Here is a 22720-nt window from a genome sequence, read left to right on the forward strand (position 1 = left end):
GGCGCCCCTTTCAGCAGATTAGAACGGCGAGACGGTGTTGACGGCGCGGCTGAGCCAGCCACGTTTGCCCGCATCCGCGATCTGGCCCGCACCGATGTATTTGATGTCGGCGTTGGCGATGCGGTCGGATTCCACAATGTTGTCGGGCGACACGTCCGAGGGACGCACGATGCCCGTCAGGCGGATGTATTCGTCGCCGTTGTTCAGGGTCAGCTTCTTCTGGCCAACGATTTCCAGATTGCCGCCGGGCAGAACGCGGACAACGCTGACCGACATGCGGCCCGTCAGGCTGTTCGACTGGCTGGCGCTGCCACGGCCCGAGAACTTGCTCTCCGATCCGCTGGTCAGGTCCGCGCCGGTGAACTTCAGCGGCAGGATCGACGGCAGGCTGACGTTGTAGTCGTCAGTGCGGCTGGTGCTGGCGTTCTGGCTCTTGGTTGCGGCAAAGCGTTCCGACAGCTCCACTGTCAGGATGTCACCCACCTGCGCCGCCTTGCGGTCGGTGGCGAACAGGCCCATCGCACCGCCCGAATAGATGCCGCCGGTGGGCATCAGGGACGCGGTTTCGGGAGCCTCTACGGGGTAGACGGGGGCAAAGTTGGCCGAAGCGTTCTCTTCGATCTGCTGGGAACAGCCTGCCACGGTCAGGGCGGCGCATCCGGCGAGTAGGACAAAGCGTAGGGTCATGGGGATCACAGCTTGTTAGAGAGGTACTGCATCATCTCGTCCGAGGCCGAGATCGACTTGGAGTTCAGTTCGTAGGCGCGCTGGGCTTCGATCATGTCGACCAGCTCTTGCACCACGTTCACGTTCGATGCTTCCAGAGTACCCTGCATTAGCTGGCCCATGCCGTCCGCGACGGGGTTCGCCACGATGGGGGCGCCGCTGGCGGGGGTCTCGATCAAGAAGTTCTCGCCGCGCGGGTCCAGACCGGCCGGGTTCGAGAACGTCGCCAGAGTGATCTGGCCGACCTCTTGGTAGATGCTGGTTCCGGGGGTGGTGACACTGACGATCCCGTCAGCCGAGATGTTGATGTCCATCGCATCGGCAGGGATCTGGATTTCCGGCTGGACCACATAGCCCGAGCTGGTGGTCAGCGTGCCTTCGGAGTTGCGGGAAAAGGTGCCATCGCGGGTATAGCCGATCTGGCCGTCCGGCAGCAGCACCTGAAAGAAGCCCTGCCCGTTGATCGCCAGATCCAGATTGTTTTCGGTGTTGATCAGGCTACCCTGGCTGTGAAGCTTCTGGGTGTTGACCATCCGCACGCCGGTACCCACAGCCGAGGCCGAGGTCAGCTGGGTCGCCTCGGAGGTTTGCGCCCCGCCCGATTTCCAGGTCTGGTACAGAAGGGTCTCGAAGTTCGCGCGGTCGCGCTTGAAGCCGGTGGTGTTAACGTTCGCCAGGTTGTTCGAGATCACCTGGATCCGGGCTTGTTGGGCGTTCAGCCCCGTCTTGGCGACGTGCATGGATGCGGTAGACATCTGGGACGCTCCTTGGAAAGTGGCGGTTCACCAAGAAGCCTGCAAAGCGCGTGCCAAAGTACTAAAATACTCTGGCACGCTGCCGTTATTATTCCATTGGAGCCTGCATCAGGCTTGTTCCGGCCTCGTCGATCTTTTCGGTTTCGGAAATCATCTTCATCCCGAACTCGAAACTGCGCTGGTTGTCGATGGTCGACAGCAGTTCGTCGATGGCGTTCACGTTGGACCGTTCCAGAGTGCCCTGCATCACCTTGGCCTGTTGGTCAGGGGCGGGCATGGTCCCGTTTTTATTGCGGATGTGGCCGTCAGCGCCCTTTTGCAAGGTGCCTTCGGGGGGAACCACGGTGGCCAGCACCGCAACGTTCAGCTGCTCGCCGGGCGCGCCGTCCACGGGCTCGATGATGATTTCACCGATTTCGTTGATCACGATCTGCCGGAAAGGCGGCAGGTTGATCGGCTGCATCTGCGCGTTCAGCATTTCTTCGCCCGCGCCGTTGCGCAGGATGCCGTCATTGCCACGGGTCAAGTCACCGCGGCGGGTCAGCGCCGGCGGGCCACCATTGTCGGGCTTCATAAAGAAGTACCCTTTGTCGGCGATGGCCACGTCCAGAATGTTATCGGTCTTGTCCAGAAAACCGGCATCTTCCGAGAACCCTGCCGGGCCTTCCTCTAGCTGGAAGGCACGGACATTCGCCTGATCCATCGCGTCCAGAAATCTGGTGCCACCCGGGTTATCCAGGTCGGCGCGATAGCCGGGGACGTTCATGTTGGCCAAGTTCTGGGCCAACGTCACGTTGCTGTCGCGGCGGTTATGCAACGAGTTCAGCGCGGTATAGATCAGGCGGTCCATGGGTCAGGTCCTCTTGGCGATCAGGCCTTAGCGAAGCTGCAGGATGGTCTGGGACAACGAGTTCGAGGTTTCCAGCGCCTTGGCCGAAGCCTGATAGTTGCGCTGGGATGCGATCAGGTCCACCAGCTCGGCGGTCAGGTCGACGTTCGCTTGTTCCAGCGAGCCGGAGCGAATGTTACCAAAGCCGCTGATGCCCGACTGGCCATAGTAGGGCATACCCGAAACCGCGGTCGCCTTGTAGGACGAGTCGCCCACCGGCGACAGGCCGTTCAGGTTGGTAAAGTTCGCCAGAACCACCTGACCCAGCGCGATGGTGTCGGTGCCCGAGTAGTTGGCCCAGACGATGCCGTTGCCGTCCACCTCTAGGTTCGACAGGCCGCGGGGCGACACGCCGTCATGGTCCAGAGTGACCACGGCGAATTCGTCGGTCATCTGGGTCGAGTCAGCGAAGTCGATGTTAATGGTGCGGCCATCGCCGGTGAAATCGACGGGGGTCTCGCCTTCGATCGGCAGACCGGATTCATCGAACGCAAGGGTCATGGTGCTCGACGGGGTATAGGGCACGCCGTCCAGCTTCATGTGTACTTCGTAACGGCTGACGGTGTTGGTCGCATCCGGAATGTCGGTCATGACAAAGAACAATTCGGCCTCTTGGGCGACGCCTTCGGTGTCATAGATCGAGAAAGGGGTGCTGAAGGCGTAGGTGGTGTTGTCATCCGCATCAAAGGCCAGCGTGGCGGGAACCGCGTCCTGAGTACCTTGGGCGTTCGAACCGGTGGGAACGGCCAGCGTGATCGAGGCATTGTCGGTCTGCTTGGGGTCACCGCGGAACGACGGAACGTAAAGCGGCTGGATGATCGATTTCGACAGAACGGTGCCGTCCTCGGCGCTGGGGTAGCTCAGCATATAGCTGCCGCCCGCGTTCACCACGTTGCCCTCGGCGTTCAGGCCGAACGCACCGGCGCGGCTGAAGGTCATCTCGCCCGCATCTTTTTCGGGACGCAGCGCAAAGAAGCCCTGACCCTGAATGCCCAGATCCAGCGTGTTACCGGTCTGCTCGAACGAGCCCTGGTTGAAGCTTTTGCCAACGTGGGCCAGACGGGTCCCCAGACCGGTCTGTTTCTTGGGGTCCGAGAACGGCGGGGTCGAATAAAGGTCCGCGAATTCGGTACGGCTTTTGTGGTAGCCGACGGTGTTCACGTTGGCGATGTTGTTCGAGGTGTTGGCGATGTCTGCCTGTGCTGCGTGCAGACCCGTCAGGGCGGTAAGAGCGGACATAGGGATCTCCTAGCTTGGCTTTCCGAACAGGAAACTGGTTGTAAGGTTGGGGGCGGAGATCAGCGCAGGGCGCTGATTTCCAGATAGTTGCGTTGACCGTAGTCTTCGATATTCAGGGTCATATCGCCGCCATCGGTCGGCATCTGGACCCCCGTTACTCGGGCATAGACGGATGCGCCCATGACCTTGGTTTCTTCGCCGTTCGTCACCTCGACCGAGACGCGGACGGAACTGTGGTTGTTCACGATGTTGTCGGGGACATCGGTCCAGTCGAAACCGACCAGACCTGCGCGCTGACCCCCGAGTTGCTCTTTGTTCAGGATCGCGCCGGTGACGGTGTCCATGAAGGTCACCGTCACGTTGTCGGCGCTGGTCTCCAGATCGACGACACCGTGGATTTCCCCGTTGCTATCAGGGCGCGCCAGATTGCCCGGCACCAGCACGCTCTGCCCCAGCAGGGACGAGGCGGTGGCGATCCGGCCATTGGTCATCTCGGACGACATGGAGGTGAGCGTTTCGTTGATCTTGTCCAGACCCGCGACCGAGCTGAACTGCGCCATCTGCGCCAGAAAGTCCCCGTTCTCCATCGGCGAGAAGGGGTCCTGGTTCTGAAGTTGCGCGGTCATCAGGGTCAGAAAGTCCTGCTGGCCCAGATCCTTGTTATTGGCGGCAACCGTGCTTTTCAGGCTTTCGGTGTCGTATTCGCGGACGCCGGCGATGTTGGAATATGCGCCGCTGACAGTGGTCATGCTCTCTCTCCTGCCCTAGACGTTACTGGCCCATCTTGACCGTGCGCGACGCCAGCGTGCGCAGGGTCGAGACGACCTCGAGGGTGTTCTGGTACTGGCGGCTGGCTTCCATCATTTCGACCATCTCTTCGTCGACGTTGACGGCGGCCTCGTAGACAAAGCCGTCCTTGTCCGCGAGCGGGTGGTCGGGGCGATAGGATTTCGCCGGTTCGCGATCCAGCGACACGATGTCTTTGACGCTGGTGGTGGACAGACCGCTTTCGCGGGCGTCATGGGCATAGTCGATCTCGAACACGGGGCGGATCGCGCGGAACGCATCCTCTTTGGTGGTCGCGACCGATTGGGCGTTGGCGATGTTCGAGGCAATCGTGTTCAGACGGGTCATCTGCGATGACATCGAACGGGCCGCTACATCGTATACGTTCTTGATCTGCATGATTATTCTCCTCTGATCGCGGACTGCAGCCCGGCGATCCTGCGGTTCAGCAGGGTCAGGCTGGCCTGATACCGCTGCGTGTTCTCCGAGAATTCCATTTGTTCGACGGCCAGTTCGACAGTGTTCCCGTCAAGCGCGGGGTTGATGTTCTGGCGGTACACCAGCCCTTGTTTCAGGCCGCCCCCCGTCGAGAAGTGCTGATCATCGCTGGCACGCAAATTGCCATTGCCCTGCGCGCGATCCAGCGCGCTGGCAAAGTCGATATCCCGTGCCTTGAACCCCGGTGTCGCGGCGTTCGCGATGTTCGAGGCAAGGATATTGTTGCGGCGTTCACGCAGCACCAGCGCATCTGCGTGCAGGCTGATATGGTTGCGTATTCCCGTCATTCCGGTCCTCGTTGACTTTCTTTCTAAAAAGTTCGGCGCGGCGGCCGTTCTGGTCTGGGAATTGCAAGTGCCATGCCAAATGACAGCAACGCGGCAGGAGCACGGTATGACCTCGGCCAAATCGGATAGCGCAGACGGGAAAAGCGGCGGCGGACGCAAGATCAAGCCGGTGCGCAAGATCCTCGACAAGATGCGCGGCGTCGACCCCATGAGCGGGGCCGAGGCCTTGGCCGATGTATACGAAGAAGAAAAAGACGCTGCCCGCCGCAACCTTCTGATGCAGGCGCGCCTGAAGCTGTTGCAAGATGCCCTGAAGGGCGAACAAGAGCCGCCCAAGCCCAAAAAGAAAAAGACCCCCAAGCCCAAGCCGGAGCCCGCGCTCGAAGCCGAGCCCCTGCCCGAGCCAGAACCCGCGCCGCCGCCCGCACCGAAAAAAGTGCCAAAGCTGGATATGCTCGACCTGAGCGATCCGTCGGTCTTTGACGTGTTCGGCGCTCTTGATGCGGACGACGACGAGGACGAAGCCCCCGCACCCGCTGCCAAGCCAGCCCCTGCCGAGGAAGAGGCCCCCGATCCCTTTGCTATGCTGGCCGACATCGGCGACAGCCAGAGCGCGAGCGACGATCCCTTCGCCGCCTTCGATGACGCGGACGACCCGTTCGCGGCCTTCGACGCCACGACCCCGCCCAAAGCCCCTGCACCCGCCCCGGCCGCGGCCAAACCCGCCATGGACGACGATCCCTTCGCCGCCTTCGGAGAACTGCTGGACGACGTCGACAAACCCGGCCCTGCGGCGATGGACGACGACCCGTTCGCTGCCTTTGCGGACGAAGACGACCCATTCGCGCCCTTCGAAGCAGACGCCGCCCCCTTTGAAAGCCCAAAAGAAGAGTCTGAACAAGAGGACCCCTTCGCCGCCGTCGCAGACGACGACCCGTTCGCAGCTTTTGATGAAGCCGCGGCAGAGCCAGAACAGGAAGAAATTCCGGTAGCAGAAAGCCTCGCCAACCCTGAGGAGGACCCCTTCGCCGCCCTAGCAGACCTGACCGGAGACACTGCCGTCAACGTCGAGGGCGATGAAGACCCCTTTACGCCCTATGCACAGGAAGACGCTGCAGTGCGCCCCACCTCCTCGGCCCTCGAAGCCTTTGCGGCATCGGGAATGGCAGCCCTGTCGGACGATCCGGAGGAAAAGGCCCCGGAAAAGGCATCCAGCCCCGAGGACACCGTTGGTGAAGTCGATCCCTTCGCAGCCTTCACTGATGGCGACGACCCGTTTGCAGCCTTTGATGGGCCAGACGAAGACGCAGAAACCAAAGCGCTCGCCGAAAACAACGTAGAGCCCCGGAGCGCCGAGCTTTCGGAGGAAGCACCCGCGCTAGAGCCAAACGCAGATCCCTTCGCCGCCCTAGTGGACGAGGACGATCCGTTCGCACCCTTCGAAGCAGAAGCAGCACCCACCGAAGTGGCGAAAGAAGAGTCCAAACAAGAGGACCCTTTCGCGGCGTTCTCGGACCACGACCCGTTCGCAGCCTTCGACGATCCCGAGGCAGAGCCAGAACCGGAAGAAATTACGGTAGAAGAAAGCCTCGCCAACCCTGAGGAGGACCCCTTCGCCGCCCTCGCAGACCTGACCGGAGACACCGCCGTCAACGTCGAGGGCGATGAAGACCCCTTTGCGCCCTATGCACAGGAAGACACTCCAGTGCGCCCCGCCTCCTCAGCCCTCGAAGCCTTCGCGGCATCGGGAATGGCAGCCCTGTCGGACGATCCGGAGGAAAAGGCCCCGGAAGAGGCATCCAGCCCCGAGGACACCGTTGGTGAAGTCGATCCCTTGGCAGCCTTCGCGGACGAGGACGATCCGTTCGCACCCTTCGAAGCAGAGGCTGCCCCCGCCGAAGTTGCGAAAGTAGAGCCTGAACAAGAGGATCCCTTCGCTGCATTCTCGGACGGTGACCCGTTCGCAGCCTTCGAAGAACCCGAGGCAGAGCCAAAACCGGAAGAAATTACGGTAGAAGAAAGCCTCACCAACCCTGAGGAGGACCCCTTCGCCGCCCTCGCAGACCTGACCGGAGACACCGCCGTCAACGTCGAGGGCGATGAAGACCCCTTTGCGCCCTATGCACAGGAGGATGCAGCAGTGCGCCGCACCTCCTCGGCCCTCGAAGCCTTTGCAGCATCGGGAATGGCAGCCCTGTCGGACGATCCGGAGGAAAAGGCCCCGGAAGAGGCATCCAGCCCCGAGGACACCGTTGGTGAAGTCGATCCCTTGGCAGCCTTCGCGGACGATGACGCGGACGAGGACGATCCGTTCGCACCCTTCGAAGCAGAAGCAGCACCCACCGAAGTGGCGAAAGAAGAGTCCAAACAAGAGGACCCTTTCGCGGCGTTCTCGGACCACGACCCGTTCGCAGCCTTCGACGATCCCGAGGCAGAGCCAGAACCGGAAGAAATTACGGTAGAAGAAAGCCTCGCCAACCCTGAGGAGGACCCCTTCGCCGCCCTCGCAGACCTGACCGGAGACACCGCCGTCAACGTCGAGGGCGATGAAGACCCCTTTGCGCCCTATGCACAGGAAGACACTCCAGTGCGCCCCGCCTCCTCAGCCCTCGAAGCCTTCGCGGCATCGGGAATGGCAGCCCTGTCGGACGATCCGGAGGAAAAGGCCCCGGAAGAGGCATCCAGCCCCGAGGACACCGTTGGTGAAGTCGATCCCTTGGCAGCCTTCGCGGACGAGGACGATCCGTTCGCACCCTTCGAAGCAGAGGCTGCCCCCGCCGAAGTTGCGAAAGTAGAGCCTGAACAAGAGGATCCCTTCGCTGCATTCTCGGACGGTGACCCGTTCGCAGCCTTCGAAGAACCCGAGGCAGAGCCAAAACCGGAAGAAATTACGGTAGAAGAAAGCCTCACCAACCCTGAGGAGGACCCCTTCGCCGCCCTCGCAGACCTGACCGGAGACACCGCCGTCAACGTCGAGGGCGATGAAGACCCCTTTGCGCCCTATGCACAGGAGGATGCAGCAGTGCGCCGCACCTCCTCGGCCCTCGAAGCCTTTGCAGCATCGGGAATGACCGCTCTGTCGGAAAATGCAGGAGAAACTGCGCCGGAAGAGTCATCTAGCCCCGAGGACACCGTTGGTGAAGTCGATCCCTTGGCAGCCTTCACAGAAGACGAGGGCGACCCGTTCGCAGCCTTCGACGATCCCGAGGCAGACACAGAACCGGACGCGGCCGTAGCTGAAGCAGAAAATGAAGAAAGCCTCGCCAACCCTGAGGAGGACCCCTTCGCCGCTCTCGCACACCTGACCGGAGACACTGCCGTCAACGTCGAGGGCGATGAGGACCCCTTTGCGCCCTTTGCACAGGAGGACGCCGCTGTGCGCCGCACCTCCTCGGCCCTCGAAACCTTCGCGGCGACGGGAATGGCCGCCCTGTCGGACGATCTGGAGGAAAAGGCTCCGGAAGAGGCATCCAGCCCCGAGGACACCGTTGGCGAAGTCGATCCCTTCGCAGCCTTCACCGAGGATGATCCCTTCGCGCCTTTCGAAGAAGAAGAGCACACTTCAGAAGTTATGGACCAAGACCCAACCCCATTCACTGCCCCCGTCAAAGACGCCGAGGCATCGTCGCCCGCCCCCAAGGCCGCTCCTCAGGAACTCACGCGGCTTGAGATGTTGCTGCTGAAGAAACTCGCGACCGGCAAGAAGATCCCGGATGCGATCAGTCGGGATGCTCTGCGCGATATTCGTGTGCACGGGCCTGCGCCAGAGCCGGAACCCGAGCCTTTGGCGCCCGAGGCGGAGGCGGAAACCGGGGTGGAGGCTGCTGATGATACCCAGCCGGAACCGAAGGTTCAGGAGGCCCCCGCCCCTTACAAGGACAAGTCCGCAGACTACTGGAACTACGACATCTTCGATGACTGATGCGATGGGCAACCATCACAATCCTTGATTTGACGCGCTAGTTCGATCTTCTAAGGTCGTGCGGTGCGACGAAAAAGGAAACTGGAATGGAACGCAGCAGCCCCTTGGTGACACCCGTCTTGATTGCGGGCTGTCTGGTGATCATGGTCGGATTTGCGATCCGTGCCAGCTTTGGCGTGTTCCAGATTCCGATCGCGCAGGAATTCGGATGGGCGCGGGCGGACTTCAGCTTGGCCATTGCGATCCAGAACCTGGCTTGGGGGATCGGGCAGCCGCTGTTCGGGGCCTTTGCCGAACGTCTAGGGGACCGCAAGGCGATCATTCTGGGGGCGCTGCTGTATTCTGCGGGTCTGGTGGCCTCCAGCTTTGCGGTCACGCCAGCGGCGCACCAGCTGTTGGAAATCCTTGTGGGCTTTGGCGTCGCGGGTACCGGTTTCGGCGTCATTCTGGCGGTCGTGGGCCGTGCGTCGAGCGACGAGAACCGCTCTATGTCGCTGGCGATTGCGACGGCGGCGGGCAGCGCGGGGCAAGTGTTCGGGGCGCCCTTGGCGGAATGGCTCTTGGGCTTCATGACGTGGCAGCAGGTGTTCCTGATGTTTGCGGTGGCGATCATCGCCGTGCTGATGGTGCTGCCGATGATGCGGGTCGAGCCGCCAGCCTCGAAGAAAGAGCTGGAGGAGAGCATGGGCCAGATTCTGGGCCGTGCGTTCCGCGACCCCAGCTACACCATGATTTTCCTTGGGTTCTTTAGCTGCGGGTACCAGCTGGCCTTTGTCACCGCGCACTTTCCGGCCTTTGTGACCGAGGTGTGCAGCCCGATCGCCGCTGGCGGTGTCCTGAGTTCGCTGGGGATCGAGACGACTTCGGCCCTTGGGGCGGTCTCGATCAGTTTGATCGGTCTGGCCAATATCGCGGGCACGTTGTTGGCGGGCTATCTGGGCAAGAGGTATTCGAAAAAGTACCTGCTGGCCGGCGTCTATGCGATGCGGACCATTGTGGCGGCGGCGTTCATCATGTTCCCGATGACCCCTGCGACGGTGATCCTGTTCTCGCTGGTGATGGGTTCGCTGTGGCTGGCGACGGTGCCGCTGACCTCTGGTCTGGTCGCGCATCTGTACGGCCTGCGCTACATGGGAACGCTTTATGGGATCGTGTTCCTGAGCCACCAGCTTGGCAGCTTCATGGGCGTTTGGCTGGGGGGCAAGATGTACGACATCACCGGCGATTACACGGCTGTGTGGTGGGTCGGCGTGGGGGTTGGCGCATTTTCGGCACTGATCCACCTGCCGATCAAGGAAAAGCGCGTCGAACTGGCGGCATGAGTTGAGGGGCCCCGCAGGCCCCTTTTTCATTGGGCTGCGCGCCAAGCATCGAGGACGTAGCGACTGACCATCAGGTCCAGATGCGCGCCGCCGCCGTTCTTGCAGATCGTGATCTCTTCGGGCGTTTGGCGGGCAAAAGCCGCGCCATCGTAAAAGTCCGCGATCACGTGGTCGGGGGTGATTTCCCCTGCGGCGATGGGCAATTTCAACTCGCCGATATGGTCGATCGTGGTCTCACGGCTGTCCACGAACAGGCGCGCGCGGGTCAGGGCTTCGGTGTCGGCTTCGCGCATGTCGGGGCGGTAGGCGCCGATCAGGTCCACGTGCTGACCGGGTTGCAGCCAAGCGCCCTTTAGCACCGGCTCGGTGCTCATGGTGGCGCAGCAGATGATGTCAGCTTGCGCGACGGCCTCGGGCAGGTCGGTGGCGACCTTCAGGCCGGGGATGTCTGCGGCCATCTCGGTGGCGCGGGCGGTGGTCCGGTTCCAGACGGTGAACTGCGCGTCGGGGAAGGCGGCAGAATAGGCGTCGATCATGTTCGCGCCCACCGTCCCTGCCCCGATGATCAGGATGTTCCGGCTGTCCGGCCGCGCCAGACGGCGAGCAGCCAGCAGGCTGTCGCCAGCGGTCTTCCACTTGGTCACCAGATGGAAGTCCACCACGGCCTCTAGCAGGCCATGATCGTCGCCGAACAAGGACACGCCGCCATTCACGCGGGGCAGATCAGAGGCGGGGTTTTCGGGGAACACCGTCGCTGCCTTGACCGCCAGACCCAGCCCGTTGATCCACGCAGAGCGCAGCAGCAACGTGTCATCGCCCCGATACAGGAAGCTGTCCGAGATCTGCGCCTTCGGCAGGCTGTGGGCCTGCCAGATGGCGTCGGTCAGAGCGATCCAGTCCAGATGGGCGTCGGCTTCGAACGGGACGATGGCGGGGGTCATGCGGCCTCGCTCTCGGTCAGCAGGCCCTTGGCCACCAAGCAATCAGCCCAACCTTGGGGGCCGGTGAACAGGTGCGTTTGCCACCCGCGAGAGGCCGCCATTTCGATGTTATCGGTTCGGTCGTCGGCGAACAGCAGCCCCTCGGGGGCAACACCGCAATCCTCTTCGACCATCTCGTAGATGCGGACCTCGGGCTTGATCACCTGCATGTGGCCCGAGATGTAGCGTTTGTCGAACTCGGTCAGGAACGGGTACACAGGCTCGGCGATTGCAAAGGTCTGAACGCCGAAATTGGTCAGGGCGAACACCGGCACTCCTTTGGCCCGCAGGGCGCGCAGCAAGCGGACCGAGTGGGGGATTTCGGGGCTGGCCATTTCGATCCACTGGTCGTGCCAGATGCCCAGTTCCGCCCGCCATTCGGGATTTTCGTCCGCGGTTTTCGCCAGCAATTCGTGGAAGTTCGCCCCGCGATCCACCTGATCGTTCATGCTGTGCAGATCGACAGCGGCGAACAGTTCCTTGCGGCGGGCCTCTCCGATCACCTTGTCGAAGTGGCGCTCGGGCTGCCATTCGATCAGGACGTTGCCGATGTCAAAAATGACGGCTTCGGGAGTCATGGATTATCCTTTGCGTTTCACGCGGCGCAGCGCGTCTTCGAGGGCATTCAGAAAGCGGGAGCGATCGGCCTTGGTGAACCCTTTTCCGCCCCCTTGGCGGAACGGGTCGGCGGCGCGCAGGTCGGCCATCAGGTCGCGCATCCCCAGCACGTTGCCAATGTTGGCTTCGGTTAGAAATTCGCCGTTGGGCTTGATCACGATGGCCCCCGCAGGCACGCATTTCGCGGCCAAGGGGATGTCATTGGTGATCACCACATCGCCGGTCGTGGCACGGTCTGCGATCCACATATCGGCCACATCGGGGCCCTCGGGCACGATCACCAACTGGATCAAGGGGTTCTGCGACGGGCGCAGTCCCCCGTTGCAGACCATCGCCACCTCGGTCTTGTGCCGCGTGGCGATGCGCTCGATCTCTTCCTTCACCGGACAGGCGTCCGCGTCGACGTAAATCATAGGGCGTAAAGCGCCTCTGCGTGGAAGGCCACGTGCTCTTCCATGAAGGTCGAGACGAAGAAGTAGCTGTGGTCATAGCCCTTTTGCATGCGGAAGGTGCCGTCCTGACGGCGGGCCGCCATGGAATGGGCCAGCGCTTCGGGCTTCAGCAGGTTCAGGAACTGGTCGCTTGCGCCCTGATCAATCAGAACCGGACCATCAAAGCCGCGATCCAGCATCAAGAGGCTGGAGTCGTGGGCCTTCCACACCTCTTCGTCGCTGCCCAGATAGGCGGTCAGCTGTTTGCGGCCCCAATCACTCTGGGTCGGGTTCGCGATGGGCGAGAACGCCGACACCGACGCATAGCGGCCGGGCAAGGACATCGCCAAGGTCAGCGCGCCGTGGCCGCCCATGGAATGGCCGGTGATCGACTGACGCTCGGGGTCGATTGCAAAGTTGTGGTCCACCACGCGGGGCAGTTCCTCGGCGATATAGTCCCACATCTGGAAATGCGGCTTCCAAGGGTCTTGGGTCGCGTTCACATAGAACCCCGCGCCCTGCCCCAGATCATAGGCGTCGTCATTGGCCACACCTTCACCGCGGGGCGAAGTATCGGGGAAACACAGGGCGATCCCGTGGTCAGCGGCCCACGCTTGCGCGCCCGCTTTGGTCATGGCGTTTTCGTGGGTACAGGTCAGGCCCGACAGGTACCACAGCAAGGGGACGCTGCCGTGCTCTGCCTCTTGAGGCAGGAACAGGCCAAAGGTCATCTTGCAGCCGGTGACGGCGCTATCGTGGGCATAGACACCCTGCACACCGCCAAAGCACCGGTTTTCCGAAATCGTTTCCATCAAATCTCTCCCTTGAACTGGCGCTATGAGGGTGACCTAACCAACCGTCACCCAAGCGATCACTGCCGACACTGTAGCGATACTGAGCGTCGTTGAAATCAGAATCGAGGTCGATACGCGCTGCACCGCCACCCCGTAATGCGCCGCCAGCATATAAACGTTGCCCGCAACCGGCAAAGAGGCCGCCGCGATCATCACACTGGCCGCGAAAGGTTCCACGTGGAACAGCGACAGCGCCGCATAGGCCACCGCCGCCGGATGCAGGATCAACTTGCAGAACGACAGCCAGCCCGCGATCTCGATCCGCTCGGCCGACTTGCCGGCCAGTGAGGCACCGATGGCGAACAGCGCACCCGGAGTCGCCGCTGCGCCCAAGATCGACACGAAATCCATCAGGGGCGCTGGGGTTGGCAGCGCCAGCGTGGACCACGCCAGACCCAGTGCAATCGACACAATCATGGGGTTTTTCAGCAGGCCCATCGCCACGGTCTTCAGCACGCTCAGGCGCATTTTGCCATCGCGCGAACCGGTGATCAGAATGACGATCAGGCTGGAGAACACGATCAGGTCGATGGCCAGCACCATCATCACGGGGCCAATCGCCTGCGGGCCCATCAGCATCGTCAGCATGGGAATCCCCAGAAAGCCCGTGTTGCCAATGACGGCGCATTGGGCCTCGACCGCGGATTCGTCGACCGGCCTGCCGCGGAACAGCGCGAACCCCATAGCGACCACATAGATCAAGCCGGTTGCGCTGAGGTAGGCAAGGATAAAGGGCGGATCAAAAACCTCGCTCATGCTGAGGTTGGCCGAGAAGCGGAACAGCATCGCCGACAGGGCGAAATAGAACACAAACTTGGTAATGGCTGCGGTGGCTTCGGCGCTGAAAAACCGCGTGCGTGCCGCGCCGTAGCCTAGCGCGATCATCGCAAAGAAGGGCAATGTTCTAAAGAATATCTCGATCATGCCCAAAGCGATAGAGAGCGCCGCAGCACATGGCAACGGCGCTCTTCGGGATTGCGTAATTTACATGGGGGATGGGCCGGTTTGCATCAACCGCCGCCAATCAGAACACCAGCTGCGAACACCAGCGCCCCACCAAGGACAACCTGGAACGCGGCCCGCAGGAACGGGGTGTCCATATAGCGGTTCTGAATCCAGACAATCGCCCAAAGTTCAAAGAACACGATCAGGAAGGCGGTGATGGTCGCGGTCCAGAAATGCGGGATCAGATAGGGCATCGCGTGCCCAAGACCCCCGAGCGCCGTCATGATGCCCGCCGCAAAGCCGCGCTTGACCGGCGATCCACGGCCCGACAAGGCGCCATCGTCCGACGCGGCTTCGGTAAAGCCCATGCTGATGCCCGCGCCCACGCTGGCGGCCAGACCGACCAGAAACGTGGTGTGCGTGTCCTGAGTCGCGAAGGCGGTCGCGAAAATCGGGGCCAGCGTACTGACCGAGCCGTCCATCAGGCCAGCCAGACCGGGCTGGACATAGGTCAGGACGAACTGGCGGTGTGCGGACTGATCCTCGGATTCCTTTTCCTCGCCGGTCAGGTGGGCCTTTTCCAGCTCGGAGGCGGTGTGCTGGTGGCCAGCCTCGGCCTGCGCCAACCGGCCCAAGAGATCGCGGGTCGAGGCATCGGACGTGCGCGAGGCTGCCATTTTGTAGAACCGCTCGGCGTCGCGCTCCATGCCCTCGGCCTCGGCGCGGATGCGTTCAAGGCCAAGGTTCTCGATCAACCACACAGGGCGGCGGGCATAGTAGCCCGCCACATGCTCGCGGCGGATCAGGGGAATCGTCTCGCCCCAGCGTTCGCGGTGCAAGGCGATCAGTTGGGCGCGGTGGCCGTCCTCTTCCAGCGCCATGCCGTCGAACACAGCAGCGGTGGCGGGAAACTCGGCCCGCAGCCGGGCGGCGTAGGTGCGGTAGATTTGCGCGTCATCTTCCTCGGAGGAGATGGCAAGGGCGATAACCTCTTGATCACTCAGATCAGAAAAACGCCGGCGCTGGGTAATGAAACGCATGGGGGAGATCCACCTTTTTAGAATGGTTCCAATTTAGTCAACCACGCGCGCCTTACAAGAGGCGAATTGGCACAGCTATGCGTCTGGGGCAAACCCGCCTATGCGCCCGACATCACTGGGCAATCCTTGCCTGAACTGAACGGTCTGGTCTATGTTGTCCCCCTAAGCTGGAGATCCCGATGAACGTCGCCCACGAAGTCCGCCGCGGCCGCAAATTCGATCAGGTGCTCGAAGGAGCGCGGCAGATTTTCATGCGCGACGGGTTCGAAGGGGCCAGCGTTGACGACATCGCCACAGCCGCGAACGTGTCCAAGGCGACGCTCTATAGCTATTTCCCCGACAAACGGCTGCTGTTCATGGAGGTCGCGCGCTGCGAATGCGCGACGCAGGCCGACAAAGCATCGGTCGAGATCAGCGTCGAGGCCGGCGCCCGCGCCGTGCTGACCTATGTGGGCGAAAAGATCTGGGGCTTCACCTCCAGCGAGATGGGCCTGAAAATGTTCCGCATCTGCGTGGCAGAGTCGGGCCGCTTCCCCGAACTGGGTCAGGCGTTCTATGAATCCGGCCCCGAGGTTATGGTCGCCCGCCTGTCCGAATATTTCGAAGAGGCCGAGTCGCGCGGTGAACTCAGCATCCCCGACAAGCGGCTGGCGGTGTTCCAGTTCAGCGACATGTGCAAATCGGACCTGTGGCTGCAAATGGTCTTGGGCGTGCGCACCGAAGTCGCCCCCGATGAACGCCGCCGCCTGATCGACAGCGCCGTGGATGTCTTCTTGGCCCGCTACGGGGTCTGACGTTACAGCACGCCTTGTTCCTGTAGATAGGCGACCAGCCCTTCGTGGCCGGAAAAGACATGACCCGCCATGCCTGCCTTCTGCGCTCCGGCGACGTTCCCGGCCATGTCATCAATGAAAATCCCCTGCTCTGGCGTCATGCCGATGGCCGACAGACAGCCCAGAAAACACTGGGTATCCGGCTTGGCCGCGCCAAACACCGAGGACGGGAAAATCAGGTCCCCGAACAGGGGCCGCAATTCGGGGAACAGAAAGTCGATGTTGTCCCCGACCAGCTCTGAGTTGTTGGTCAGCACGGCCACCTGATGGGTTTTACGCACCTGTGCGACCAGATCCAGAACCTCGGGGTTGGGGGTCATCGAAGCCTTTCGCGCCTCGAGCCACTGATCCGCCGAGAACGGCACCCCCAGTTGCAACGCAACCTCTCGTAGATAGGTGGTTGTGCTGATCTTGCCCGCATCCGCCGCCGCATCAATGCCAGAGCCCCAGATCGCCGCATACACTCGATCCGCGGTGGTGTTGGTCAGTTGCGCCAGATGGGCCGCGCGATAGCGGCGGTCCGAGTGGCACAGCACATCATCCATGTCGAACAAGATCAAATCATATCGGGGCATCGCAAAGGACTTTCTGGAAATCAGACTATCCAGTGATGCTGACAAATGACGCGGCCCCGATCAATCGCCCTGTTTACCGGACGTGAAAGATGCGCCGCATTTGCCCGTTAAAGAAGCTGATACATGACGTGGGCATCGACTTTGCCTTCGGTCGGATGGCGAAAGGCTTTGGGCAGCGTGCCGACAATCTCGAACCCGTTGCGCTGCCACAAGGCAATCGCTCCGGCGTTGGTCGACACCACGAAATTGAACTGCATCGCGCCGTAACCGGCCATACGAGCCTCGGCCAGAATGTGGTTCAGCAGACCTTGGGCGACGCCCCTGCCCCGTGTCTGCGGGTCGGTGACGAAACCGGCGTTGCAGATGTGGTCAGCGTTGCCCTTATGGTTGGGGCACAGATAACCCGTGCCCACGATCCCGATATCCGCCACAGCGACCCAAGCGCTGTGGGTGCCCCCCATCCAGTACTCCAACGCCTCTTCCCGACTGATATCGGTGGGGATGGCATAGGTCTCGCCCGCGCGGAACACGGGCTCCAGCATAGCCCAGATGGCGTCGGCGTCATCGGTGGTGGCGGGTCGGATCAGCATCGGGTCACCCTATTTGGCAGGCATTTTCCTGAATGATTACGCCTGACTAGGATTTCTGACAATTCAAACGGTCAGTTTCGCTTCTCTTTTTGAGAAAATCTGTAATAGGGTGCGTCCATTGAATCCCGGAGTATACAATGAAGACCTCAGTTCTGTTGATCGCTGTGCTTGCGCTGTCCTCGTGCGCCAAAACCAAAGAGGTTGCAGGCGACGTCATCGGGGTCATCAATCCGTGGAAAGACCAGAACACCATCGCGGACACCTGCGGGTCGGAAAACCAGCAGCACCTGATCGGTCATCACATCTCGGAATTCGATGCGGACACGCAAAAGGGCCCCGTGCGGGTTCTGGGCATGAACGACATTTATACCGAGGATTACCGTCCCGAGCGCCTGAACATCTTCTTGGATGAAGAAGGCAACATCGTGAACCTGTACTGCCAGTAAAAGCAGGACCCCGGCGCAACGTGCCCTCGTGGGGGCTTAGGCCCGTTACGCCGGGTTAGCGGCTTCGCTGAATATCAATCTGCACATCGGATGTGAAAACGGATTGACCGGATCAGGGCATTTTCTGGGCGATTGCACGCGAAATGCTTGATTTGCGAAAGGTGTGGCGCAAATCTATCTAGATGAACATACAAACGCCCCCTCACCTGCATGGCGGCTTGGATCGCGTCGCGTTCGACCGTCAGGAAATGTCGGTGATCTTGTCCTTGTACGGACGTATGGTGGCTGCGGGCGAATGGCGGGACTATGGCCTGTCGATGCTCCGCGAAGTCGCCGTTTTCTCGGTATTCCGCCGGACTGCCGAACACCCCCTTTATCGCATCGAAAAGCGCCCCAAGCTGCGCAACCGCCAAGGCATGTATTCGGTGATCGGGATGGACGGGCAGATCCTGAAACGCGGTCAGGATCTGCGCAATGTGCTGCGGGTGCTGGATCGCAAGCTGATCAGGCCGGTTGAGTGATCCTGCGGGTAACCGTGACAGGCCCATCCCCCGCCGCCCCGATGCGAAAGATCGCGGCATCCAAGGGCTCATAGGCCACGGACATCGTGTGGGCGTTCGCGTGGATCAGCACCTGATCGTCCACCATCATGGCCACGTGCCCCTTCCAGAACACCAGATCCCCGCGCTGTAGCGGGGTGCCTGCGGGCAGAGCGTTGCCCAATTCGGCGGCTTGCATGTCGCTGTCGCCGGGGCAGTCGATCCCGCAAGCGCGGCAGGCAGCCTGCACCAGCCCCGAACAGTCGATCCCCCAGATGCTGTTGCCGCCCCACAGATAGGGCACGCCAAAGAACAGTTGCGCCACCGTGGCCGGATCACGCATCGGCGCGTTAAAGGCCCGCAGGTGTTGGCGCGGCACAAACCACCCTTCGGCGGTTTCAAAGAAATTCCCCTCGGCCCCGACCACACGCAGGCGGCTGCCGTGGGACAGGCCCATGACTTCGGCCGATTTCAGGTCAGCGCGGGTATAGGCATGAGTCGCGGGGGCGCTGACGATCTGGTTGTGCTGGATCAGGGGGCCGATCGCTTCGGTCCGGACATAGCCGACATAACCATCGTCCTTGGCCTGAATGAATGACCAACCGTCGTTCGGCTCCAGCACCAAAACCTCGGCGCCGTAGATCACCTGACGGTCGCGCGGCCCTTCGGGGGCCGAGCAAATATCGGCGACAGGCGTGATAATCTGCATCGGGGTGCCATCGACGTAGCGTTCCGCCTGCACCATCCCTTGCAGATGGGTCAGCGCCACGCGGCCATTGGCGGGAGTGCGGCGACGATCGCTCACAGCCCCAGTACCTGTGGCAAGGCCCTGGACAGCGCCCGCGCGCCCTGCTGGACGCCGCCCTTGGGGCGGGCGGGCAGCGATGCGGGTGTCCAACCGTAGATGTCGAAATGGGCATAGCGCCCCTCGCCCGCAAAGCGGCGCAGGAACAGCGCGGCGGTGATCGACCCCGCGAACCCACCCGACGGCGCGTTGTCCAGATCGGCGATGCCGGGCTCGATCATCGGCTCGTAGGGCGCGTGAAACGGCATCTGCCAGACGGGGTCTGCCATCGCGGAGCCAGCCGCCATCAACGCCTGCGCCAGAGCGGCATCATCGGTGTAGAATGGCGCGATATCAGGGCCGACCGCCACGCGCGCCGCGCCTGTCAGGGTTGCCATGGTCAGCATCAGGTCGGGTGTTTCTTCGGCCCCATAGGCCAGCGCGTCGGCCAGCACCAGACGCCCTTCGGCATCGGTATTGTTGATCTCGACCGTCAGCCCGTTGCGGGCGGTCAGGATATCGCCGGGGCGGAAGCTGTTGCCCGATACGTTGTTTTCCACTGCAGGGATCAGCACGCGCAGACGAACCTGCCAGCTGGACGCCATGATAATCTGCGCCAGCCCCAGAACGGTGGCCGAGCCGCCCATATCCTTTTTCATCAGGCCCATAGAACTGCCGGGTTTCAGGTTCAGACCGCCCGTGTCAAAGCACACGCCTTTGCCCACCAGGGTCAGGGTCGGGCCAGCGTCCCCCCAGCGCATGTCGATCAGGCGCGGCTCTTGCTCGGCGGCGCGGCCAACCGCGTGGATCATGGGGAAGTTCTGTTCCAACAGCGCCTCGCCCACGGTCACGTCGATGGATGCGCCATGGGTTGCGGCCAGTTCACGGGCAGCGACCTCCAGTTCTGCGGGGCCCATGTCGGCGGCGGGGGTGTTGATCAGGGTGCGGGTCAGGGCTTCGGCATTGGCGAGGATTTCGACGCGAGCGGCATCCACGCCCTCGGGCGCAACCAGCTGCGCACCCAACGGGGCCTGCGATTTATAGCGGTCAAACCGATAGCCGGTCAGCAGCCAGCCAAGAGTCTCTTGCTCTAGCATCTCGGCCGGAATGCCGCCTTCCAAGGCAAAGGTCAGCGGCGGCAAGGCAGGCACAGCAGCGGCCAAAGCGAACCGGCCACGGGCACGGGTGGCTTCGGTCCCATACCCGACAAGAGCACCCGCAGGTGCCCCATCCGCCCCCGGCAGAACCAAGGCCTGACCGATCGCGCCAGAAAAAACAGACGCACGAACCCATGCGGCATGGGCGGGCGTCAATGTCTCGATAAAGCTGTCCAGATCATCCGCCCCAACCACATAAAGTGGCAGGGCATCGGTGGTCTGCTGCGCGAATTGCAATGTCATTGCGGCCTCCTGACTGCGGTCTTGCCGCGCAGCCTAGCGTGCCGCGCGGTGACCGCAAGGCCGACCGGATCACAACTTGCGCTGGTTGGCCCAGAGCGCCGCTTGGGTGCGGTTGTCCACGCCGATCTTCGAGTAGATCGAGCGCAGGTGCATCTTCACGGTGGTTTCGCTCAGACCCAGCTCGTTGGCCACGTCCTTGTTCGAGCGGCCTTCGGCGACCAGCAGCAGAACGTCACTCTCGCGAGAGGACAGGTTCTCGATGCGGGGCTTCTTGGGCTCTGCCTTGCGGGTAAAGAATTCTGCGGGCAGGAAGGTTTCCCCCATCAGCAGGAAGCGGATCGCGTTGGCGAACGCTTCGGCGCGGCTGGTTTTGGGGATGTAGCCTTTGGCACCCATCGCCATCGCGTCATAGATCGCCTCGCGGGGCAGATCCGACGAGATCAGCGCGGTGGGGGTGTTGTCCGACCGATCCAGAACTTGGGACAGGCCGCTCAGGCCCGAAACGCCCGGCAGGTTGTAGTCCAGAAGGATCAGGTCGTAATCGTGGTCTTCGATCAGATCGAGCGCGGTCTCCAGATCGGGCGCCGTGTCGACCTGAGCCTCGAGCGCCGCGTTGAAGTAGCGCATGAGAACGTCAAGAATAAGTTGATGATCGTCGATCATCAGGATGCGTTTCGACCCGGCAGATTCTGCGATCATAGGCCTGTACTCCACTTCATTTGCCCCTTGGCAGGGCGCTGCATTCGCTCGGGCGGTGCGAGGGGCTGCCGCTCGATAGGCTGGCCTGCTGTACAGGCTGCCCCACACCAGCGGGTGCAAGGCAAAGGGAGTTGTGCACAACGACCCGTTTCAACTGGCCTGACGGTGCAGATTTCTTACGAAAGTCTGCCCCCCACCGGCTTGGCTTTGCCCCTCTGTTCGGCGGGCTTGGCATTGGTGTGTGCCGGTTTGGCTGTTGAAAGGTGATCGTTCAGGTGAGCACGATACCCAACGAACGCGAGATTAAATGAAAGAATGGCTGCGTAAATTGCCCGCATACCATTTAAACGGCTGATTATACCTAAGTGTTGACACCGGAACGATAGTATAACCCAGACTTACACTTACCGGTCCCGTGCAGCGTCAAAACGCCACGTAAAAGCGTATTTTCACTGAAGAACAATCGTTTAATTCCCCTCGCAATTTAGGATATAGAGCAGTAATTTTGTCCAAATTGCTTCGGAGGATGACGAATGAAGTTTGCGAAACCGCTGCCGTCCTACTTGGTTCACCGCTATCAGGGATGGCGCGCGACGACCTACACTGAGAATCAGGCATGGTATCGTAGACTGGCAGACGAGGGTCAGCGCCCCCGCGCCATGGTCATTTCCTGCTGTGATTCCCGCGTTCACGTGACCTCGATCTTTGGCGCGGATACCGGCGAGTTCTTTATTCACCGCAACATCGCCAACCTGGTCCCCCCCTACGAGCCCGATGGCCTGCAGCACGGCACCTCGGCGACTGTGGAATACGCGGTGACCGCGCTAAAGGTCGCGCACCTGATCGTTCTGGGTCACTCGAACTGTGGTGGTGTGCAGGGCTGCATGAACATGTGCTGCGGCCATGCCCCCGAGCTGGAAGAGAAAACCAGCTTTGTCGGTCGCTGGATGGACATCCTGCGCCCCGGTTACGCGGCGGTCGAAAGCATCACAGACGAAAAAGAGCGCCTGCGCGCTCTGGAAAAGAAAGCCGTCTGTGTGTCGCTGGAAAATCTGATGACCTTCCCGTTCATCGAAACCGCGGTCAAGGACGGCTCGTTGACCGTTCACGGCCTGTGGACCGACATCGGCGAAGGCTCGCTAGAGTATTACGATCCCGAGACGGACAAGTTCCTGAAGGTCTGATCAGGCGCTGGCGCGCGGCGCCAGTTCCGAATGGGCCTGCAAATCGGTTCTGAACAGCCGCTCCATCTCGGAGCGGCTGACTTTTTTCCGGACAGGGCGATCGGTTGCCTCGGCCACATGAGACTCGGCCGTTGCGGCAGCGATTTTGCGTGCGGCAAGCAGGTGTCCGATCGTGAACATGGCAGGTCTCCGTCTGGATGAGTCAAAGGACATCATACCTGCGGGCCGCCCGTGCCACCCGACAGCCCATCGGATGTTTCACGGATGATCCGGATAGCGGTCGCACCTTTTGACGGTACAGCCTCGACCTGCGGAGGTGGGATCGGGACTGCGGCTTACACATCGCACTGGCCAACCCACGAATCAGAATGGCGCGGA

At 61.7% G+C, this 22720-nt stretch carries 25 protein-coding genes; 6 read left to right on the forward strand and 19 right to left on the reverse strand.

The window, feature by feature from the left end:
- Positions 1 to 18: 18 nt before the first annotated feature.
- The 7 genes from HJ536_RS01905 to flgB all read right to left on the reverse strand — a co-directional run bounded on the left by HJ536_RS01905 (position 19) and on the right by flgB (position 5180).
- Positions 19 to 687: a flagellar basal body L-ring protein FlgH gene (locus HJ536_RS01905; RefSeq protein WP_176852704.1), complete on the reverse strand. Its 669-nt coding sequence runs from the start codon at positions 685 to 687 to the stop codon at positions 19 to 21.
- 5 nt (positions 688 to 692) lie between these two features.
- Entirely contained in the window at positions 693 to 1481 is a 789-nt protein-coding gene (flgG, locus tag HJ536_RS01910) for a flagellar basal-body rod protein FlgG (RefSeq protein ID WP_176852703.1), read from the reverse strand.
- An 88-nt stretch (positions 1482 to 1569) separates the two neighbouring features.
- Positions 1570 to 2331 (reverse strand): flagellar basal body rod C-terminal domain-containing protein, encoded by a 762-nt coding sequence (locus HJ536_RS01915; RefSeq protein ID WP_177156471.1) that lies wholly within the window; start codon positions 2329 to 2331, stop codon positions 1570 to 1572.
- 27 nt (positions 2332 to 2358) lie between these two features.
- Complete coding sequence (locus tag HJ536_RS01920; protein WP_177156472.1) at positions 2359 to 3609, reverse strand: flagellar hook protein FlgE; 1251 nt, start codon at positions 3607 to 3609, stop codon at positions 2359 to 2361.
- Between the two features lie 59 nt (positions 3610 to 3668).
- Entirely contained in the window at positions 3669 to 4358 is a 690-nt protein-coding gene (locus HJ536_RS01925) for a flagellar hook assembly protein FlgD (RefSeq protein WP_176852700.1), read from the reverse strand.
- Positions 4359 to 4380: 22 nt separating this feature from the next.
- Entirely contained in the window at positions 4381 to 4794 is a 414-nt protein-coding gene (flgC, locus tag HJ536_RS01930; protein ID WP_194245015.1) for a flagellar basal body rod protein FlgC, read from the reverse strand.
- A gap of 2 nt (positions 4795 to 4796) precedes the next feature.
- Positions 4797 to 5180: a flagellar basal body rod protein FlgB gene (gene flgB, locus HJ536_RS01935; RefSeq protein ID WP_176852699.1), complete on the reverse strand. Its 384-nt coding sequence runs from the start codon at positions 5178 to 5180 to the stop codon at positions 4797 to 4799.
- Positions 5181 to 5286: 106 nt separating this feature from the next.
- On the opposite strand from flgB, the gene HJ536_RS01940 reads away from it, so the two are divergent.
- On the forward strand, positions 5287 to 9102 hold the full coding sequence (locus HJ536_RS01940; RefSeq protein WP_177156473.1) for a midas domain-containing protein: 3816 nt from the start codon (positions 5287 to 5289) through the stop codon (positions 9100 to 9102).
- A gap of 86 nt (positions 9103 to 9188) precedes the next feature.
- Entirely contained in the window at positions 9189 to 10424 is a 1236-nt protein-coding gene (locus HJ536_RS01945) for an MFS transporter (RefSeq protein WP_177156474.1), read from the forward strand.
- 26 nt (positions 10425 to 10450) lie between these two features.
- Here the strand turns inward: HJ536_RS01945 and HJ536_RS01950 are convergent, their stop codons facing one another.
- The 6 genes from HJ536_RS01950 to mbfA all read right to left on the reverse strand — a co-directional run bounded on the left by HJ536_RS01950 (position 10451) and on the right by mbfA (position 15292).
- Positions 10451 to 11365 (reverse strand): ornithine cyclodeaminase family protein, encoded by a 915-nt coding sequence (locus HJ536_RS01950; protein WP_177156475.1) that lies wholly within the window; start codon positions 11363 to 11365, stop codon positions 10451 to 10453.
- Positions 11362 to 11982: an HAD family hydrolase gene (locus tag HJ536_RS01955; RefSeq protein ID WP_177156476.1), complete on the reverse strand. Its 621-nt coding sequence runs from the start codon at positions 11980 to 11982 to the stop codon at positions 11362 to 11364. Before HJ536_RS01955 ends, HJ536_RS01950 begins: the two co-directional genes overlap by 4 nt.
- Positions 11983 to 11985: 3 nt before the next feature.
- A complete protein-coding gene (locus HJ536_RS01960) occupies positions 11986 to 12435 on the reverse strand; it encodes a YaiI/YqxD family protein (RefSeq protein ID WP_177156477.1) in 450 nt (149 codons plus the stop codon).
- A complete protein-coding gene (gene fghA / locus HJ536_RS01965) occupies positions 12432 to 13265 on the reverse strand; it encodes an S-formylglutathione hydrolase (protein WP_177156478.1) in 834 nt (277 codons plus the stop codon). Before fghA ends, HJ536_RS01960 begins: the two co-directional genes overlap by 4 nt.
- Before the next feature lie 36 nt (positions 13266 to 13301).
- Positions 13302 to 14231, reverse strand: a complete 930-nt coding sequence (locus HJ536_RS01970; RefSeq protein ID WP_176853135.1) for an AEC family transporter — start codon at positions 14229 to 14231, stop codon at positions 13302 to 13304.
- 86 nt (positions 14232 to 14317) lie between these two features.
- On the reverse strand, positions 14318 to 15292 hold the full coding sequence (mbfA, locus tag HJ536_RS01975; protein WP_176852692.1) for an iron exporter MbfA: 975 nt from the start codon (positions 15290 to 15292) through the stop codon (positions 14318 to 14320).
- A gap of 179 nt (positions 15293 to 15471) precedes the next feature.
- Between mbfA and HJ536_RS01980 the strand changes: the two genes are divergently transcribed.
- Positions 15472 to 16086: a TetR/AcrR family transcriptional regulator gene (locus HJ536_RS01980; protein ID WP_177156479.1), complete on the forward strand. Its 615-nt coding sequence runs from the start codon at positions 15472 to 15474 to the stop codon at positions 16084 to 16086.
- A 2-nt stretch (positions 16087 to 16088) separates the two neighbouring features.
- Here the strand turns inward: HJ536_RS01980 and HJ536_RS01985 are convergent, their stop codons facing one another.
- Positions 16089 to 16700 (reverse strand): HAD family hydrolase, encoded by a 612-nt coding sequence (locus HJ536_RS01985; RefSeq protein WP_177156480.1) that lies wholly within the window; start codon positions 16698 to 16700, stop codon positions 16089 to 16091.
- A 107-nt stretch (positions 16701 to 16807) separates the two neighbouring features.
- The gene (locus HJ536_RS01990) at positions 16808 to 17290 is read right to left on the reverse strand and encodes a GNAT family N-acetyltransferase (RefSeq protein ID WP_177156481.1); all 483 of its coding nucleotides are present in this window, start codon (positions 17288 to 17290) and stop codon (positions 16808 to 16810) included.
- A gap of 137 nt (positions 17291 to 17427) precedes the next feature.
- On the opposite strand from HJ536_RS01990, the gene HJ536_RS01995 reads away from it, so the two are divergent.
- Complete coding sequence (locus HJ536_RS01995; protein WP_177156482.1) at positions 17428 to 17736, forward strand: I78 family peptidase inhibitor; 309 nt, start codon at positions 17428 to 17430, stop codon at positions 17734 to 17736.
- Between the two features lie 182 nt (positions 17737 to 17918).
- Complete coding sequence (locus tag HJ536_RS02000; protein WP_176852687.1) at positions 17919 to 18257, forward strand: DUF2794 domain-containing protein; 339 nt, start codon at positions 17919 to 17921, stop codon at positions 18255 to 18257.
- Here the strand turns inward: HJ536_RS02000 and HJ536_RS02005 are convergent.
- From HJ536_RS02005 to HJ536_RS02015, 3 genes are all read right to left on the reverse strand, one after another.
- The gene (locus HJ536_RS02005; RefSeq protein WP_177156483.1) at positions 18241 to 19080 is read right to left on the reverse strand and encodes an NlpC/P60 family protein; all 840 of its coding nucleotides are present in this window, start codon (positions 19078 to 19080) and stop codon (positions 18241 to 18243) included. The two genes, HJ536_RS02000 and HJ536_RS02005, sit on opposite strands and share 17 nt — an antisense overlap.
- Positions 19077 to 20459: a leucyl aminopeptidase family protein gene (locus HJ536_RS02010; protein ID WP_177156484.1), complete on the reverse strand. Its 1383-nt coding sequence runs from the start codon at positions 20457 to 20459 to the stop codon at positions 19077 to 19079. The genes HJ536_RS02005 and HJ536_RS02010 overlap by 4 nt, the downstream gene beginning before the upstream one ends.
- A 69-nt stretch (positions 20460 to 20528) precedes the next feature.
- Positions 20529 to 21158, reverse strand: coding sequence for a response regulator transcription factor (locus HJ536_RS02015; protein WP_176852684.1), 630 nt, complete (start codon positions 21156 to 21158; stop codon positions 20529 to 20531).
- A 533-nt stretch (positions 21159 to 21691) separates the two neighbouring features.
- Here HJ536_RS02015 and HJ536_RS02020 point away from each other — a divergent pair.
- Positions 21692 to 22342, forward strand: coding sequence for a carbonic anhydrase (locus HJ536_RS02020; protein WP_177156485.1), 651 nt, complete (start codon positions 21692 to 21694; stop codon positions 22340 to 22342).
- On the opposite strand, the gene HJ536_RS02025 is transcribed toward HJ536_RS02020, so the two are convergent.
- Complete coding sequence (locus tag HJ536_RS02025; protein WP_176852682.1) at positions 22343 to 22522, reverse strand: hypothetical protein; 180 nt, start codon at positions 22520 to 22522, stop codon at positions 22343 to 22345.
- Positions 22523 to 22720 lie beyond the last annotated feature (198 nt).

The sequence above is a fragment of the Donghicola mangrovi genome (assembly GCF_013377535.1).
Lineage (GTDB): Bacteria > Pseudomonadota > Alphaproteobacteria > Rhodobacterales > Rhodobacteraceae > Donghicola > Donghicola mangrovi.